Source organism: Sphingomonas sp. EC-HK361 (assembly GCF_902498785.1).
Taxonomy (GTDB): Bacteria; Pseudomonadota; Alphaproteobacteria; order Sphingomonadales; family Sphingomonadaceae; genus Sphingomonas.
In genome coordinates this window covers 332,917-348,994 of record NZ_LR701493.1, presented here as the reverse complement: position 1 = coordinate 348,994, position 16,078 = coordinate 332,917, and the positions used below count along the sequence as shown (strand labels likewise).

The 16,078-nt window shown below is 67.4% G+C and carries 16 protein-coding genes and 1 tRNA gene; 13 read left to right on the top strand and 4 right to left on the bottom strand.

All coding sequences use genetic code 11. From position 1 onward, the window contains the following. Window positions 1–66 precede the first annotated feature (66 nt). The 3 genes from BOS5A_RS03090 to BOS5A_RS03080 are packed head-to-tail and all read left to right on the top strand — an operon-like array spanning window position 67 to window position 2,347. Window positions 67–1,863 (top strand): aminopeptidase P family protein, encoded by a 1,797-nt coding sequence (locus BOS5A_RS03090; RefSeq protein WP_151953747.1) that lies wholly within the window; start codon window positions 67–69, stop codon window positions 1,861–1,863. Beyond that, window positions 1,830–1,967 carry a hypothetical protein gene (locus BOS5A_RS03085; RefSeq protein WP_199857184.1) on the top strand — a complete coding sequence of 46 codons (138 nt, stop codon included), beginning with the start codon at window positions 1,830–1,832 and terminating at the stop codon, window positions 1,965–1,967. Before BOS5A_RS03090 ends, BOS5A_RS03085 begins: the two co-directional genes overlap by 34 nt. Beyond that, window positions 1,967–2,347 (top strand): VOC family protein, encoded by a 381-nt coding sequence (locus BOS5A_RS03080; RefSeq protein ID WP_199857183.1) that lies wholly within the window; start codon window positions 1,967–1,969, stop codon window positions 2,345–2,347. Before BOS5A_RS03085 ends, BOS5A_RS03080 begins: the two co-directional genes overlap by 1 nt. 67 nt (window positions 2,348–2,414) lie before the next feature. Here BOS5A_RS03080 and BOS5A_RS03075 read toward each other — a convergent pair whose 3' ends face one another. Both BOS5A_RS03075 and panC read right to left on the bottom strand, forming a co-directional pair. Further along, the gene (locus BOS5A_RS03075; protein ID WP_151953745.1) at window positions 2,415–2,711 is read right to left on the bottom strand and encodes an SEL1-like repeat protein; all 297 of its coding nucleotides are present in this window, start codon (window positions 2,709–2,711) and stop codon (window positions 2,415–2,417) included. A gap of 82 nt (window positions 2,712–2,793) precedes the next feature. Beyond that, window positions 2,794–3,630: a pantoate--beta-alanine ligase gene (gene panC, locus BOS5A_RS03070; protein ID WP_151953744.1), complete on the bottom strand. Its 837-nt coding sequence runs from the start codon at window positions 3,628–3,630 to the stop codon at window positions 2,794–2,796. An 18-nt stretch (window positions 3,631–3,648) separates the two neighbouring features. On the opposite strand from panC, the gene BOS5A_RS03065 reads away from it, so the two are divergent. The 7 genes from BOS5A_RS03065 to BOS5A_RS03035 all read left to right on the top strand — a co-directional run bounded on the left by BOS5A_RS03065 (window position 3,649) and on the right by BOS5A_RS03035 (window position 10,201). Beyond that, a complete protein-coding gene (locus BOS5A_RS03065; protein WP_151953743.1) occupies window positions 3,649–4,503 on the top strand; it encodes a division plane positioning ATPase MipZ in 855 nt (284 codons plus the stop codon). A 10-nt stretch (window positions 4,504–4,513) separates the two neighbouring features. After that, a complete protein-coding gene (locus tag BOS5A_RS03060) occupies window positions 4,514–4,774 on the top strand; it encodes a J domain-containing protein (protein WP_325058522.1) in 261 nt (86 codons plus the stop codon). A 6-nt stretch (window positions 4,775–4,780) separates the two neighbouring features. After that, the gene (pgmG, locus tag BOS5A_RS03055) at window positions 4,781–6,148 is read left to right on the top strand and encodes a phosphoglucomutase/phosphomannomutase PgmG (protein ID WP_151953742.1); all 1,368 of its coding nucleotides are present in this window, start codon (window positions 4,781–4,783) and stop codon (window positions 6,146–6,148) included. A 236-nt stretch (window positions 6,149–6,384) separates the two neighbouring features. Beyond that, on the top strand, window positions 6,385–7,149 hold the full coding sequence (locus BOS5A_RS03050; RefSeq protein WP_151954471.1) for a 3'-5' exonuclease: 765 nt from the start codon (window positions 6,385–6,387) through the stop codon (window positions 7,147–7,149). A gap of 66 nt (window positions 7,150–7,215) precedes the next feature. Further along, window positions 7,216–8,724, top strand: a complete 1,509-nt coding sequence (locus BOS5A_RS03045) for a sensor histidine kinase (RefSeq protein WP_151953741.1) — start codon at window positions 7,216–7,218, stop codon at window positions 8,722–8,724. Next, window positions 8,721–9,170, top strand: a complete 450-nt coding sequence (locus BOS5A_RS03040; protein WP_151953740.1) for a response regulator — start codon at window positions 8,721–8,723, stop codon at window positions 9,168–9,170. The genes BOS5A_RS03045 and BOS5A_RS03040 overlap by 4 nt, the downstream gene beginning before the upstream one ends. Beyond that, window positions 9,170–10,201, top strand: coding sequence for a sensor histidine kinase (locus BOS5A_RS03035; RefSeq protein WP_151953739.1), 1,032 nt, complete (start codon window positions 9,170–9,172; stop codon window positions 10,199–10,201). The genes BOS5A_RS03040 and BOS5A_RS03035 overlap by 1 nt, the downstream gene beginning before the upstream one ends. 8 nt (window positions 10,202–10,209) lie before the next feature. Here BOS5A_RS03035 and BOS5A_RS03030 read toward each other — a convergent pair whose 3' ends face one another. Both BOS5A_RS03030 and BOS5A_RS03025 read right to left on the bottom strand, forming a co-directional pair. Beyond that, entirely contained in the window at window positions 10,210–11,160 is a 951-nt protein-coding gene (locus tag BOS5A_RS03030; RefSeq protein ID WP_199857182.1) for a patatin-like phospholipase family protein, read from the bottom strand. 136 nt (window positions 11,161–11,296) lie between these two features. Next, window positions 11,297–11,372: transfer RNA gene (locus BOS5A_RS03025), tRNA-Ala, on the bottom strand. 255 nt (window positions 11,373–11,627) lie between these two features. Here BOS5A_RS03025 and BOS5A_RS03020 point away from each other — a divergent pair. From BOS5A_RS03020 to BOS5A_RS03010, 3 genes are all read left to right on the top strand, one after another. After that, the gene (locus tag BOS5A_RS03020) at window positions 11,628–12,671 is read left to right on the top strand and encodes a DUF2171 domain-containing protein (protein ID WP_151953737.1); all 1,044 of its coding nucleotides are present in this window, start codon (window positions 11,628–11,630) and stop codon (window positions 12,669–12,671) included. A 242-nt stretch (window positions 12,672–12,913) separates the two neighbouring features. Beyond that, window positions 12,914–13,903: an NADP-dependent oxidoreductase gene (locus BOS5A_RS03015; RefSeq protein ID WP_151953736.1), complete on the top strand. Its 990-nt coding sequence runs from the start codon at window positions 12,914–12,916 to the stop codon at window positions 13,901–13,903. A gap of 67 nt (window positions 13,904–13,970) precedes the next feature. Next, window positions 13,971–16,052: a malate synthase G gene (locus BOS5A_RS03010; protein ID WP_151953735.1), complete on the top strand. Its 2,082-nt coding sequence runs from the start codon at window positions 13,971–13,973 to the stop codon at window positions 16,050–16,052. Window positions 16,053–16,078: the final 26 nt, after the last annotated feature.

The following is a 16,078-nucleotide window of genomic DNA, read 5'->3' as shown; positions in this document are numbered from 1 at the left end:
GCGCGGTCGCGCCAAGCGCGTTATGGGTGGGCCCAACCCTGCCATAACAGTTCCGGACCAGCGCTCATGTCGACCTATTCCGCCCGCCTCGCCGCGCTTCGCGATCAGCTTTCGCGCGATCGGCTCGACGGTTTCGTCGTGCCGCTGACCGACGAGCATATGAGCGAATATGTCGGCGCCTATGCGCAGCGGCTGGCGTGGCTGACCGGGTTTCAGGGATCGGCGGGGACTGCGGTGGTGCTGCCGGCGGAGGCCGCGATCTTCACCGACGGACGCTACACGCTCCAGGTGCGCGAGCAGGTCTCGGGCGACGACTGGCAGTATGTCGCCGTGCCCGAGACGAGCGTGTCGGGCTGGCTGGGGAGCCACGCGCCCGCCGGCGCGCGGATTGGCTATGATCCCTGGCTGCACACCAGCGCCTGGGTGACGGAAGCAACGAAAGCGCTCGCGGCGAAAGGCGCGACGCTCGTCGCGGTCGAAACCAACCCGGTCGATGCGGTGTGGCCCGACCGGCCTCAGCCGTCCGACGCGACGCTCAGTGTGCAGGCCGATGCCGTCGCGGGGCGCTCCTCGGCGGACAAGCGCGCGATGATCGGCGAGTGGCTGGGCGAGCAGGGCGCCGATGCGGTCGTCCTCGCCGCACTCGATTCGATCGCCTGGGCGTTCAACGTGCGCGGTGGCGATGTTGCGCACACGCCGGTCGCGCTATCCTATGCGATCGTCCACGGCGATGGCACCGCAGACCTGTATGTCGCACCGGAAAAGATGACCGAGGCGGTCGCCAAGCATCTCGGCAACGCGGTGCGGGTGCACGATCGCGCGGCGTTCGAGGCGGCGCTCGGCGACTTTGACGGCAAGACGGTCGCGGCCGATCCGGCGAGCGCGGTCGCGGCGATCTTCGAACGGCTGGAGGCGGGCGGCGCGACGGTGCTCGCGGTGCGCGACCCGGTCGTCGTTCCGAAGGCGACGAAGAACGCGGTCGAGATCGCGGGGCACCGCGCGGCGAGCGTGCGCGACGGGGCCGCGCTCTCGCGCTTCCTGCGCTGGGTCGAAACCGAGGCGCCGAAGGGCGGACAGAGCGAACTGAGCGCGGTGCAGAAGCTGCTGGAATGCCGGCAGGCGACGGGGGTGCTGATCGACACCTCGTTCGACACCATTTCGGCCGCAGGCGCGCACGGCGCGTCGCCGCATTATCATTCGACCGAGGATTCGAACGCGGCGCTCGCGCCCGGCCAGCTCTATCTCGTCGATTCCGGTGGCCAATATGCCGACGGCACGACCGACGTGACCCGCGTCGTGCCGATCGGCGCGCCGACCGCGGAAATGCGCGATCGCTTCACCCGCGTGCTGAAGGCGCACATCGCACTCGCGACCGCGATCTTCCCGCGCGGGACGGTCGGCAGCCAGCTCGACGCGATCACCCGCGCGCCGCTCTGGGCGGCGGGGCTCGATTTCGCGCACGGCACCGGGCACGGTGTCGGCAGCTATCTGTCGGTGCATGAGGGGCCGGCGCGGATCGCCAAGCCCAGCTATCCGGGCGGCGGACCCAACGAGCCGCTGCTGCCGGGCATGATCCTTTCGAACGAACCCGGCTACTACAAGGCGGGGGAATACGGCATCCGGATCGAGAATCTGATTCTCGTCGAGGAGCGCGCGATGCCCGGCGGAGACGAGACGATGCTCGGGTTCGAGACGCTGACCTTCGTGCCGATCGAGCGCGACCTCATCGAGGCGAAGCTGTTGACGCCGGCCGAACTTTCATGGCTCAATGCCTATCACGCTCAGGTAATCGCCAAAATCGGCGCCGAGCTCGATGGAGAGGACAAGGCATGGGTAATGAGGAAGTGCGCCCCAATCGGTTGAAGCAGCTGGGGCTCGCGATGTTGATCGTGATCGGCGGCACCGGGCTGTCGGTCGGTTCTGCCTATGCAGCCCATGCGGTGGGTTTCTGGATGGGCGCCCGCTGATGCCCGTGCTCGGGATCGGCGGCCTGTTCTTCCGGTCGCGCGATCCCGACGCTCTTTCGGCGTGGTACAAGAAACATCTCGGCATCGGCGGCGGATGCGATTCGACCGGCACCGGTCCGATCGACGAATGGTCGTGGAACGCTGGTGGCGGACCCGTCGTCTTCGCGCCTTTCAAGGCGACCACCGATTATTTCCCGACGGACAAGGCGTATATGCTCAACCTCAGGGTGAGCGACCTGCCGCGATTGCTCGAGGGGCTGACCGCGGCGGGCATCGCGGCCGAAACCCGTGCCGAATGGGATTCGCCGGAGACGGGGCGCTTTGCGCGCGTCCACGATCCCGAAGGCAATCCGATCGAATTATGGGAACCACCGGCCTGACGCCGAGGTGAGGGGCTGCGCGCCAGAGCGCGGGCTTACCCACCCATTTCGTTTGCCGTTGCTCGGCTCAGGCCGCGCGGCGCATCGTCTGCGCGATCCAGGCGCGGGCGGCGCCCTGTGCGGTCGCGATTTCGCGGGCGGTCATGTCTTCGGAGATTTCGGCGCGGCACGCCTGCGCGGCCTCGACCCCGCCGACCGCAGCCAGATTGAACCACTTGTGCGCCTCGATCAGGTCGAGCGTCACGCCGCCGCTGCCGGTCGAGTAGAAGACGCCGAGGTCGTAATAGGCGCTCGGGTCGCCCAGCAGCGCATCGCGGATGCGGCTTTCGAACAGAAACTGCGCACTTTTCAGACTGCTGCCCATCGATCGTCCCCCAGAAGGTCCTTTTCCTCCAGGGGCCGGTTTGGCGACTCAGTCTCTACAAATGGTTAACACCGCGATCACCCTATTCGATCGCGATATTGTCGATGAGGCGCGTCGCCCCCATCCGCGCCGCCGCCAGGATGCGGCGCGGGCGATCGGCGGCCGGGTCGGCCGTCAGCGTTTCGGCATCGACGAGCGCGACATAGTCGATCTCGAACCCCGCCGCGGTAAGGCTGGCGCTCGCGTCCGCGATCACATCGGCGGCCGTCTCGCCCTTGGCGATCGCTCGCGCAGCCACGCCGAGCGCGCGCGGCAGGGCGACAGCCTTCGCGCGCTCGTCCTCGTCGAGGTAGATGTTGCGGGAGGACAGCGCGAGGCCGTCGTCATCGCGCTGGGTCGGCACGCCGACGATCTCGATATCCATGTCGAGGTCGGCGACCATGCGGCGGATGACCGCAAGCTGCTGAAAATCCTTCTCGCCGAACAGCGCGAGGTCCGGATCGACCTGGTGGAAGAGCTTGGTCACGACCGTCGCGACGCCGTCGAAATGGCCGGGTCGAGCGGCGCCGTCCCATAGGTCGCTGACCCCGTTCACCGCGATGTTGGTCGCAAAGCCGTCGGGATACATGACTTCGATCGGGGGCAGCCACGCGACGTCGCAGCCCGCGTCGGCCAGCATCTTCAGGTCAGCCATCTCGCGCCTGGGATAGCGGGCGAGGTCCTCGTTCGGGCCGAACTGCTTGGGATTGACGAAGATCGACGCTACGACTTTCGCGCCGCGGTCCCTCGCCGCTTCGACCAGCGCGACGTGGCCGGCGTGCAGCGCGCCCATCGTCGGCACGAGCGCAATGCGACCGCCCTCCTGACGCAACCCCGCGATCGTCTCGCGCAGCGCGTTCAAATCCCGGACGGTGTCCACGTAAATCCCCCTCGAACAATGCGGGCCGGGCTTCTATGGGTGTGCACGGGCAGTATCAACCGGGGATGCGACGAGTTGCCGCAAGGGGCTGAAAAGACACACATCATTGTTTTCGCCAACGAGAAGGGCGGAACGGGAAAGTCGACGACGGCGGTGCACGTCGCCATCGCGCTGGCGGCGAAGGGCGCGCGCGTCGCGTGCCTCGACCTCGATCACCGGCAGCGGACGATGGGGCGCTATCTCGACAACCGGGCCGAGACGATGCGCCGCACCGGCCGCGATCTGGTGATCCCGCGCCACAAGACCGGCGACGGCAAGACCGCGGAAAATTTCGAGGGCCTGTTCGCGGAGCTGTCGGAGGGCGCCGATTTCCTGGTCATCGACACGCCTGGCCGTGACGATCCGTTCGCGCGAATGGCGGCGGTACGCGCGAACACGCTCGTCACCCCGATGAACGACAGCTTCGTCGATTTCGACCTCATCGGGCAGGTCCACCCCGAAACGTTCAAGGTCACCCGGCCGAGCTTCTATTCCGAACTGATCTGGGAAACCCGCAAGGCCCGCGCGAAGGAAGACGGATCGACGATCGACTGGGTCGTGCTCAGGAACCGCCTCCAGCATATCGAGGCGCGCAACATGCGCCGCGTGTCGGAAGCGCTCGACCAGCTCGCCAAGCGGGTAGGGTTTCGGGTCATCCCGGGCCTCGGCGAGCGGGTGATCTACCGCGAGCTTTTTCCGGCCGGGCTCACCATGCTCGATTCGCGCGATTTCGGCGAAATGGGCCTCGCGCATGTCGCCGCCCGGCAGGAGCTGCGTGAGATGATGGCCGCGCTGGCGCTGCCCGAACCTGCTGCGCTGACCCTCGTCGCGTGATGGACCGGGCATGATGAAGTGGGTCGTCGCTGCGCTCGTGATCTGGCTGGTCTGGACGCTGATGCGCAAACCCGCGCGCGGCGGCATGTCGCCGGACGAGGCGGACGCACGGCGATTGCTCGGGGTCGGCCCTCGGGCAGACGACGCGGCGATCCGTGCTGCACACCGGAGGCTGGTTGCGGAGGCGCACCCGGATCGCGGAGGCGGCGACGATCTGGCGCGGCGGCTGAACGCGGCGCGCGATTTGCTCGTCGGGCGCTCGCGGAGCTGAGCGCCGGTGGCGCATATCATCAATCCGACGATCCTCCGCGAATATGATATCCGCGGCACCTTCGGCCGCACGCTCCGTGAAGCCGATGCCCACGCGATCGGCCGCAGCTTCGCCACGATCGTCCGCCGCGCGGGCGGCAGTCGCGTGGCCGTTGGACGCGACGGGCGGCGATCTTCTCCCATGCTCGAAGCCGCGCTGGTCCATGGGCTCGCCGCTTCGGGCATCGACGTCGTGCGGATTGGCGTCGCACCGTCGCCCATGCTCTATTTTGCCGAACAGACGCTACCAGTGGATGGCGGCATACAGGTAACCGGCAGCCATAATCCCGCCGACGACAACGGCTTCAAGATGGTCCTTCAGGGTCGCCCCTTCTTTGGCGCGGCGATCCGTGATCTGGCGGCGCTGGCTGAGGCGGGCGACTGGAACGCCGGGATGGGGCGCGTCGAGACCGACGACGTTGCCGACGCCTATGTGACCCATCTCGTTCGCGGCCGCCCCGCGCACGCCTTTCGCATCGGCTGGGATGCCGGCAACGGCGCCGCCGGCGCGATCGTGGAGAAGCTGACGAAGCTCCTGCCGGGTGAGCATCACCTGCTGTTCACCGATATAGACGGCGATTTTCCCAACCATCATCCCGATCCGACCGAGCCTGCGAACCTCGCGCATCTCCAGCGGCTCGTCGCGGACAGACGCCTCGATTTCGGAGTGGCTTTCGACGGCGACGGCGACCGGATCGGTGCGATCGACGGGTTGGGCCGCGTGATCGCGGGCGATCAGCTTCTGTCCATATTGGTGCAGCCTGTCCTCGCCGCCCAGCCGGGCGCGGCCATCGTCATCGACGTAAAGGCATCGCAGCTGCTGCCCGACCGGATCGCCGCGCTCGGCGGCCGACCCGTGATGTGGAAATCGGGCCACAGCAACATCAAGGAGAAGATGCGCGAGGTCGATGCGCCCCTCGGCGGCGAGATGAGCGGCCACGTCTTCTTCGGGCGCGACGAGGGCGGCTATGACGACGCGCTGCTCGCCGCGGTCCGGCTGATCGAGGCGGTGGGGATGGCGGGCGGATCGCTGACCGCGCTGTGCGACGCGATGCCGCGCTATGCCAACACGCCCGAACTGCGCTTCACGGTTGCGGATGATCGCAAGTTCTCGGTGGTGGATGAGGTCGCGGCCCGGCTGCGTGCTGCCGGCGGGGACGTGGATGACACGGACGGCGTGCGCGTGACGACCCAAGACGGTTGGTGGCTGCTCCGCGCGTCGAACACCGAGGCCGCGCTTACCGCCCGCGCCGAAGGTCGTGACGAGGCGGCGCTCGCGCGGTTGATGGCGCACGTCGATGCGCAACTGGCGGCAAGCGGCGTGGTCCGCACTTAGAATCACAGCCGAAGGATCGCTCTTCCAATCCTCCCCTAAAAGGGGAGGTGGCAGCCCGCAGGGCTGACGGAGGGGTAGCCCCCTATAAGTATCGCGCGAGATTTCGGGTGGCGACACCCCTCCGTCTCGCTACGCGAGCCACCTCCCCTTCCAGGGGAGGATTTTGACGCGCGACATTGCGGACAGCATTCCCTTTTCGCTGGCAATCCCCGACGATGGTGCCCACGTGGGTCGCCATGCGCCCGCCGACTCCGCCCAGCATCATCCGGGTCATCGATCTGGAAACCACCGGTTCCGCCCCGCCCGCGCATGCTGTGTGCGAGGTGGGCTGGCAGGACGTGGCGCTCGGCAAGGAAGGCCGGTGGGAACTCTACGGCGAGGGCGGTGCGCGCTACGTCAACCCCGGGCGCCCGCTGCCGCCGATCACCCAGGCGATCCACCATATCCGCGAAGAGGACGTGGCCGACGCCCCGTGGTGGATCGATGTCGCGCGACCCGTCCTCGATCCGTATCCGCGCCGCCTCGCGCTCGCCGCGCACCGCGCCGATTTCGAGATGCAGTTCTGCACGCCCGCGCTCACCCACGGCGCCGAATGGATCTGCACCTGGAAATGCGCGCTGAGGCTCTGGCCGGATTCGCCGAGCTTTTCCAATCAGGTCCTGCGCTACTGGCGCAAGCCCGCGGGGCTTGAGCATGAACGCGGGCTGCCCGCGCACCGCGCCTTCCCCGATTCCTACGTCACCGCGCATCACCTGCGCGACATGCTGAACGAGGCGAGCGTCGAGCAATTGCTTGCCTGGTCGCGCGAGCCGGGGCTGTTGCCGCGCGTCCGCTACGGCCCGGATCGCGGCAAGGGCTGGGCGGAGATCAGCGACGACAGTCTTGCCGGCTTCCTCACCGATCGCGACGCGGACGTGCGCTTCACCGCGGAAACCGAGCTCGCCCGGCGGCGCGGCGGCGGCCATGTCGGACGGCAAAGCGCACAGGATCTCCTGCTGTGAGATTGATCCCCATCAAGACAGACACGCTGGCGTAACAATCGTTTCGGTCGTAACGCTGCCGCCGGTATGCGCAGCTTCCTGGACAGGTTCGGATTGGATGAGGGCCGGGTCGGGCGCATCCTCGTCACCTTCCTGCTCATCGGCTTTGCGGCCCTGCTTGCGGCCGGCGTGTCGATCTGGTGGGTTGCGGACCGTAATCAGGAGCATGCGCGCTGGGTCAGCCACACCTATGAGGTCGAGCTTGCGACGACCCAGGGCGCGCGTCTGGTCGAGCAGGCGGAGACCGCACGACGCGGTTTCCTGCTGACGCGCGATCCGGCATTCCTGCGCACCTATCGGGCCGCGACCGACGGGTGGGGGGAGAGCGCCGACGCGTTGCGCGCGCTCATTCAGGACAATCCGGCGCAGCTGCGCAGACTGTCGCGGGCGGAAGCGATGATCGGCGCGCTCGCCGACGCGCGCCAGCGATCGATGACGCTGGCGGCGACAGGCGATATTGCCGGGGCGATGGCGATGTTCCAGCGCGACGTCGGCGGCCAGCGGATGCGCGCCATCCGCACGATGTTCGGCGCGATGGCGGCGCAAGAGCGCGGTCTTCTGCAGAAGCGCGACCAAGACGCGCAGCAGAGCGCGGCGACGTTCTACAGCGTACTCCTGCTTGCCGGGGTCATCGTGATCCTCGTGGCTCTCGGCGCGCTCTTCACGGTGCTGCGCTATACCCGCAGCCTGGCGGCATCGCGCGCGCAGCTTCAGACGCTTGCCGGTTCGCTCGAGGATCAGGTGAGCGTGCGCACCGCCGATCTTGCGCGCGCGAACGAGGAGATCCAGCGCTTCGCCTATATCGTCAGCCACGATCTGCGCGCGCCGCTGGTGAACGTCATGGGGTTCACCGCCGAGCTCGACGGCGCGACCGGTGCGATACGTGCGCTTCTCGACCGGGCGGAGGCAGAGGCACCGCACATCGTCGACGAGGAATCGCGGCTTGCCGCGCGCGAGGACCTGCCCGAGGCGATCGGCTTCATCCGCACCTCGACGCAGAAGATGGACCGGCTGATCAACGCGATCCTCGGCCTTTCGCGCCAGGGTCGCCGTGTGCTCACCCCCGAGACGATCGATGTCGCCGCGATGGTCGAGACGATCGGCGCGAGCCTCGTCCAGCAGCTCGAGACGCGCGACGGCGAGATCATGATGGAGGGGGCGATGCCGCACATCGTCACCGACCGGCTGGCGATCGAGCAGATTTTCTCCAATCTCATCGAAAACGCGATCAAATATGCGCAGCCCGGCCGCCCGCTGCGCATCGCGGTGCGCGGGGAGCGCCTGGGGCCGCACGTCACGTACGAGATCGACGACAATGGCCGCGGCATCGACCCGAAGGACCATGCGCGCGTCTTCGACCTGTTCCGCCGCTCGGGCACGCAGGACCAGCCGGGCGAGGGCATCGGCCTCGCCAACGTCCGCGCGCTCGCCTATCGTCTCGGCGGCGTGATCGATCTTTCATCGAAACTTGGGGAAGGCGCGCTATTCCGCGTCACGCTTCCCGTCCACCTCGAACCAGCACAGGTCCAGTCATGAACACCCACCAGTCCGTCAGCATCGTGATGATCGAGGATGACGAGGGGCATGCCCGCCTCATCGAAAAGAACATCCGTCGCGCCGGCATCCTGAACGATATCAAGCATTTCATGGATGGGACGAGCGCGCTCGACTATCTGTTCAATGCGGCGGACGGCCCCAACAAGAACGGCCCGGCGCTCGTCCTGCTCGATCTCAACCTGCCCGACATGAGCGGCACCGATATCCTCGCCAAGATCAAGGCGCCCGACGCCGGCCCTGTCCGCCGCGCGCCCGTCGTCGTGCTGACGACGACCGACGACAAGGTGGAAATCCAGCGCTGCTACGATCTGGGCTGCAACGTCTACATCACCAAGCCGGTGAACTATGAGAGCTTCGCGCAGGCGATCCGCCAGCTCGGGCTGTTCCTGTCGGTGATCCAGGTGCCGGACATCGCCGAGGATTGATGCCGGATAGCGCCGCCTCGATCCTCTATATCGACGACGACGCCGGGCTTCGGCGGCTGGCGCAGCGTGCGCTGACGCGCCGTGGCTACCGCGTCACGCTGGCGGAGGACGGTGCGGCGGGGCTGGCGCTGGCGGGTGCCGAGCGCTTCGATCTGGTCGCGGTCGATCACTACATGCCGGGGCTGGACGGGCTGGAGACGCTGCAGCGCCTGCGCGCGCTCCCCGATCCGCCGAGCGTCGTCTACGTCACCGGGTCCGAGGAAGGCCGTATCGCGATCGCGGCGCTGCGCGCAGGGGCTGCGGACTATGTGGTCAAGACGGTGGGGGACGACTTTTTCGATCTGCTCGCCGCCGCGTTCGAACAGGTGCGCGCGCGCGATCTCCTCGAACGCCAGGCGCTGCTCGTCGAGGATCAGCTCCGCGCCAGCAATGCGCGGCTGGAAGCGCTGCTGAGCGAGGTCAACCACCGCGTAGCCAACTCGCTCCAGCTCGTCAGCGCGATCCTGCGGATGCAATCCAACGCGATCGACGACGATGCGGCCCGCCTCGCGATCGAGGATTCGCAGCGCCGCATCACCGCGATCGCGCAGGTCCACCGCCGGCTATACACGGCGGGTGACGTCGAGGGCGTGGACATGTGCGAGTATCTGACCGCGCTCGTCGACGAACTGCGCGCGACCTGGTCGAGCGACGAGGCGCCACGCGCGCTGACGCTTGCCGCCGAACCGATCCGGCTGGCGACCGACCGTGCGGTATCGCTTGGCGTGATCGTCACCGAACTGGTCAGCAACGCGTGCAAATACGCCTATCCTGATGGCAGCGGCGAGGTGCGCGTCGCGCTGCGTCGCGAGGGCCAGGACTTCGCGCTTGCGGTGGAGGACGACGGCATCGGCATGACCGCGGACGCAGCCCCGCGCGGCACCGGGGTCGGCACCAAGCTGATCCGGGCGATGGCGCAGAGCCTGCAGTCAGCGGTCGAATATGATTTCACGCATGCTGGCACCCGCGCGACGCTGAAGGCCGCGCTTTAGAACATCGCCTAATGCAGGACGGCCTGGATCGCGGTCCACTGCGCCTCGACGGCAGCCCGGCCCGCATCGATCGCGCGGCGGATCTTTGCCGGATCGAATTCCAGCGTATCGGAAAACTCTTCGCGCGGCTCGATCACCCGGACTTGCGCGAAGCGGTATTTCGCCAGCTGCCGGTCGAGCGGGAGGACGAGGTGGCTCGCCTCGGCCGCGGTCGCGCCGGTGGCCTCCAGCGCGGTGAAGATCTGGTCGCGCGCCGCGAGCATGTCGTTGATAAGCGAGGTGTTGGCCAGATCGTTGCGCGACACTTCCGACTGGAGCAGGTTCACCGCACGCAGTCCGATAGGGATCAGCCCGCCGAACGTCCGCGTCGTCGCCGGATTGCTGACCGGCGAGGCGCGAATGACGAGCACGCCTGTTGGGTTGAGATCGAGCGCGGCGCCGAGCGGGGTCACGTCGCGCACCCCGCCGTCCACCCATTGCTGCCGGTCGCTAGTCTGCAGCGGATCGAAGAACACCGGCATCGCGCAGCTGGCGTAGACCCAGTTGTGGATATCGGGCACCGACTTGTCGATCGTGCGGAATTCGCCCGATTGCAGGCTGACGACGCCGAGGCGCAGGTCGATCGGGGATGCAGCGAGCCTTGCCGGATCGGCGAAGGCCTTCAGCAGCCGGCGCAGCGGGGCGGCGTCGTACAGCGCCTTTTCACCGAGGATGATCGACCCCGCGACGCCGCCGCGATCGCGGTAGATGTCGCGGTTGCCCCGGATCCCCAGCCAGGTATCGAGCAGCCCCGCAATATCGTCCTGCGCGACCGCCAGCGCCTGAATCGCGCCCGTCGATGTGCCGACGACGATCGCCGGGCGCACGCCGTGGGTGTTGATGAGCGCATCGAGCGCGCCGACCTGGAAGGCGCCTTTCGCGCCGCCTCCGCTCAGCACGATCGCCAGCCGGGTCGCCATCGCCATCCCCTTGTCCCCAAGATCGCAGCGTCAGCGGCAGAGTCCGCTCTTTATCGCCGCTTGGCAAGCGGGCACGAACGACGTTCTCGCGGAAAGGTTGTCAGGTTACCGTGACAACTTGAGATTTGCAGGCCGGTGGTGGAGCCGAGGGGAATCGAACCCCTGACCTCTGCAGTGCGATTGCAGCGCTCTCCCATCTGAGCTACGGCCCCGCCGGGCCCGGCAAAGCCGGGGAGCGCCGCCATTAGCCGGCTCTCCTCCCCCTTGCAATATCCGTCCGATACCGCCCGCGCGAAAACCCGCGTTCGTGCGGCGCGCCCACCCGAACGCAGGCTGCGACGGAATCAAGGTTCGCAGGCGTAACGACAGGAACGAAAAGCCTTTTCAGCCCTTGAAGACGGCAGCGACGCAGGCGTGCGGCCACGTACGTCTGACAGGTCGCCCGCAGGAAACAAGGAGTGTGACCGATGGGCTATGAACGCTATCCCCGACAGGGCGGTGACCGCGACTATTACGGACGCCGCGAAACCCAGGATTATGGCCGCGACTATGGCAGCGGCGGCCAATATGGCGCGTCGAGCGCGCGTGAATATGGCGCGGCTGGCTATGGCCGCGGGCGCGATGACGAAGGACGTCAGGGCGGCCAGAACGACCGCGGCTACGGCCAGCGCGGCCAGTATGGCCAGGACCGCAGCTATGGTCGCGACGCGGATCGCTACGGCAGCTACGGCGGCGGAACCTACCGTTCGGGCGACTATCACGGCAGCTACGGCGCCGATGGCCGCCGGTTTGAGGATGTCGGCAGCCGCCGCGACTGGGACGACGACAACCGGTTCGACCGCGATAGCGGCGCCGGTCGCTTCCAGGGCAACCGGCAGCGGCAATATGGCAGCCAGCCGCAGGGCTACGACTATGACGAGCGTGGCTTCTTCGCGCGCGCGGGCGACGAAGTGCGCTCGTGGTTCGGCGACGAGGATGCGGAACGCCGCCGCGACATGGACTCGCGCTACGACGATCAATATTACGCCAATCGCTCGCGCGACGACCGCGACGACGATTATCACAGCTGGCGCCGGACGCAGATCGCGTCGCTCGACCGCGACTATGACGAGTATCGCAGCGAAAACCGGACGAAGTTCCACAACGAGTTCTCGACCTGGCGCCAGGGCCGTCAGACCCAGCGCGACTCGCTGTCGAGCGTCAGTGAGCACATGGACGTCGTCGGATCGGACGGCGAGCATGTCGGCACCGTCGACAAGGTCCGCGGCGACCGCATTCTGCTGACCAAGAGCGACGCCGATGCCGGTGGCCGCCACCACTCGATCCCGTCGCGCTGGATCGACAAGGTCGATACCAAGGTGACGCTCACGAAGTCGGCAGCCGAGGCACAGTCCGCATGGCGTGACGAGGAGAACAATCAGGCGATGTTCGGCGACAAACAAGCTGGCGATCGCGGATCGGACGACGCGCAAGGCCGAATGCTCAACCGGAGCTTCTCCGGCACCTACTAGGCTGTCGCCCTCACCCTTCCCACCGCCTTCGGCGGTGGGCCCCTCCCTCTCCCTTTGGGAGAGGGAGGGAGCGGCGAGGGGTTCCCATGAAAGTATTACTTTCATGTGTGCCCGAAGCCGCGGAAGGGTGAGGACAGCTTGACTCCCACGACAAAGGTCCGGGCGGCGACGCCCGGGCCTTTTCTTTGCGCGCGAAGATCGCCATACCGCAGTCTCGAAACCTATCCCGTCAGGAGAGAGACATGCCCCGCGCCTGGAGCCTTGCATCGCGCCCGCAAGGGATGCCCAAGCATACCGATTTCGCGATGGTCGATCTGGAATCGCGCGATCTCGCTGACGGCGAGGTGCGCGTCGCCAATCTCTGGCTCTCGGTCGATCCCTATATGCGCGGCCGGATGAACGACGTGAAAAGCTATGTCCCGCCCTTCCAGATCGGCGAGGCGATGCAGGGCGGCGCGGTCGGCGAGGTGGTCGAGAGCAGGAGCGCGGACCTGCCGGTCGGCACACAGGTTCTCCACATGCTCGGCTGGCGCGACGAGGCGGTGCTGCCGGCTGTGCAGGCGCAGAAGCTTCCCGATCTCGGGGTCGATATCCAGGCGTATCTCGGCCAGCTCGGCATGCCGGGCATGACCGCCTATTTCGGGCTGCTCGCGGTCGCCGAAGCCAAGGCCGGCGACACGGTGTTCGTATCTGCCGCGGCCGGCGCGGTCGGATCGACCGTCGTGCAGGTCGCCAAGGCCAAGGGCATGACCGTCATCGGCTCGGCGGGCGGCGCGGACAAATGCGCGTGGGTCCAGTCGCTCGGCGCTGACAAGGTCGTCGACTACAAGGGGGGCACGCCGGTCGTGAAGGCGCTGACCGAGTCCGCGCCCGATGGCATCGACGTCTATTTCGACAATGTCGGCGGCGAGCATCTCGACGCCGCGCTGGCGACCGCCCGCCCCAACGCGCGCTTTGCGATCTGCGGGATGATCGACATCTACAATGACGGCAAGCCGACCGAACTGCGCTATCTCGCGCGGCTGATTGGCAACCGCGTGCGGATGCAGGGCTTCATCGTCAGCGACTACATGAACCGCGCCGAGGAATTCTACCGTGACATGGGCGGCTGGCTGAAGAGCGGCCAGCTCCAGCGGCAGGAAACCGTGCATGAGGGACTCGACGCGATGCCCGACGCGTTTCTCGGGCTGTTCACCGGCGGCAATACCGGCAAGATGCTCGTCCGCGTCTGATCTCGCATCGGACGCCGCCCTCCCCAGGCAGGCTGATCTGATACGAGACAGGAGAAATCGGGTGGGAATGACGACACGCGCGGGCCTTCGCGTCGCCGACGAACTCGCGACGTTCATCGAAACGCGCGCGCTGCCGGGGACGGGGATCGACGCCGACGCCTTCTGGGCCGGCACCGCCGCCATCTTCGCGCGTTTCGCGCCGGAGAACCGCGATCTGCTGGCCACGCGCGACGCGCTCCAGGCGAAGATCGACGCCTGGCACGCGGAGCGCGTCGGCCAGCCGATCGATCAGCCGGCCTATCAGACCTTCTTGCGTGAGATCGGCTATCTCGTCCCCGAACCCGCGCCGTTCACGGTGGCGCCGACCGGGGTCGACGCCGAGGTCGCGACGTTGGCGGGACCGCAACTCGTCGTCCCCGTCCTCAACGCGCGCTTCCTGCTCAACGCCGCCAATGCGCGCTGGGGAAGCCTGTATGATGCGCTCTACGGCACGGACGCCATTCCGGGCACGCCCAAGGGCAAAGGCTACGACCCGGCGCGCGGCGCGCAGGTCATCGCCTGGTCGAAAGCGTTTCTCGACGAGGCGGTGCCGCTGGCAGCTGGTTCGTGGGCGGACTGGCGGGGCGGCGAATTGGAACTGCGCGACCCCGCACAACTGGTCGGCCGCGCGGGCGCAAATCTGCTCTTGCGCCACAACGGCCTCCACATAGAGGTCGTCATCGATCCTGCCCACCCGATCGGCGACGATCCCGCGGGAATCGCCGACGTCATCCTCGAATGCGCGCTGACGACGATCGTCGATCTCGAGGATTCGGTCGCTGCTGTGGACGCCGAGGACAAGGTCGCCGCCTATGCCAATTGGCTCGGCGTGATGCGCGGCGATCTCGAGGACAGCTTCGAGAAGAACGGGACGGCGATGACGCGGCGGCTCGCGGCGGATCGCCGTTACACCGCCGACGACGGATCGGACCTCACCCTCCCCGGCCGCGCGCTGCTCTTCGTGCGCAATGTCGGGCATCTGATGACGACGCCTGCCGTCCTGCTTCCCGACGGCAGCGAGGCGCCCGAAGGCATCCTGGACGCGATCGTCACGTCGCTGATCGCCCTGCACGACCTGATCGGCGCGCGCCGCAACAGCCGCGCCGGCTCGATCTACATCGTGAAGCCCAAGATGCACGGCCCCGACGAAGCCGCCTTCACCAACCGGCTCTTCGACGCGGTCGAGGATCTGCTCGGCCTCGCGCGCCACACCATCAAGGTGGGCGTCATGGACGAGGAACGCCGCACCTCCGCCAATCTCGCCGCGTGCATCCATGCGGTGAAGGACCGGATCGTCTTCATCAACACCGGCTTCCTCGATCGCACCGGCGACGAGATGCACACCGCGATGCGCGCCGGGCCGATGATCCGCAAGGCCGAGATGAAGGCATCGCGCTGGATCACCGCTTACGAGGATCGCAACGTCCAGATCGGCCTCGCCTGCGGCCTCGCCGGCAAGGCGCAGATCGGCAAGGGCATGTGGGCGGCGCCCGACCGGATGATCGACATGCTCGATCAGAAGATCGCACACCCAAGGTCGGGCGCGACGACGGCGTGGGTGCCCTCGCCCACGGCAGCGACGCTCCACGCGACCCACTACCACCGTATCGATGTTGCCGAGCGCCAACGCGAGCGTGCCAGCGAACCGGTCGCTCCGCTCGACGCTTTGCTCGACATCCCCGTCGCGATCGGACGCAACTGGACGCCCGAGGAAGTCCGCGAGGAACTCAACAACAACGCGCAGGGCATTCTCGGCTATGTCGTGCGCTGGATCGATCAGGGTGTCGGCTGCTCCAAGGTCCCTGACATCCACGATATCGGCCTGATGGAAGACCGCGCGACGCTGCGCATCTCCTCGCAGCACATGGCGAACTGGCTTGCTCACGGCGTCGTCACCGCGGAGGACGTGGACGCCGCGCTCACCCGGATGGCCACAAAGGTCGATGCGCAGAATGCGGGCGACCCGCTCTACCGCGCGATGGCGGGAAACGAAGCGACGAGCCTCGCCTTCCAGGCCGCGCGTGCGCTCGTGTTCGAGGGGGCGGTGCAACCCAACGGCTATACCGAGCCGCTGCTCCACGCCTACCGCCGCCGGGCAAAGGCTCTCTAGAACTGTCACCCCGGCGAAGGCCGGGG

Coding starts and splice junctions, on each gene's coding strand:
- BOS5A_RS03090 (WP_151953747.1), top strand. CDS start 67: ATGTCGACCTATTCCGCCCGCCTCGCCGCGCTTCGCGATCAGCTTTCG.
- BOS5A_RS03085 (WP_199857184.1), top strand. CDS start 1,830: ATGGGTAATGAGGAAGTGCGCCCCAATCGGTTGAAGCAGCTGGGGCTC.
- BOS5A_RS03080 (WP_199857183.1), top strand. CDS start 1,967: ATGCCCGTGCTCGGGATCGGCGGCCTGTTCTTCCGGTCGCGCGATCCC.
- BOS5A_RS03075 (WP_151953745.1), bottom strand. CDS start 2,711: ATGGGCAGCAGTCTGAAAAGTGCGCAGTTTCTGTTCGAAAGCCGCATC.
- BOS5A_RS03065 (WP_151953743.1), top strand. CDS start 3,649: ATGCGGGCCGGGCTTCTATGGGTGTGCACGGGCAGTATCAACCGGGGA.
- BOS5A_RS03060 (WP_325058522.1), top strand. CDS start 4,514: ATGATGAAGTGGGTCGTCGCTGCGCTCGTGATCTGGCTGGTCTGGACG.
- BOS5A_RS03050 (WP_151954471.1), top strand. CDS start 6,385: ATGCGCCCGCCGACTCCGCCCAGCATCATCCGGGTCATCGATCTGGAA.
- BOS5A_RS03045 (WP_151953741.1), top strand. CDS start 7,216: ATGCGCAGCTTCCTGGACAGGTTCGGATTGGATGAGGGCCGGGTCGGG.
- BOS5A_RS03040 (WP_151953740.1), top strand. CDS start 8,721: ATGAACACCCACCAGTCCGTCAGCATCGTGATGATCGAGGATGACGAG.
- BOS5A_RS03035 (WP_151953739.1), top strand. CDS start 9,170: ATGCCGGATAGCGCCGCCTCGATCCTCTATATCGACGACGACGCCGGG.
- BOS5A_RS03030 (WP_199857182.1), bottom strand. CDS start 11,160: ATGGCGACCCGGCTGGCGATCGTGCTGAGCGGAGGCGGCGCGAAAGGC.
- BOS5A_RS03020 (WP_151953737.1), top strand. CDS start 11,628: ATGGGCTATGAACGCTATCCCCGACAGGGCGGTGACCGCGACTATTAC.
- BOS5A_RS03015 (WP_151953736.1), top strand. CDS start 12,914: ATGCCCCGCGCCTGGAGCCTTGCATCGCGCCCGCAAGGGATGCCCAAG.
- BOS5A_RS03010 (WP_151953735.1), top strand. CDS start 13,971: ATGACGACACGCGCGGGCCTTCGCGTCGCCGACGAACTCGCGACGTTC.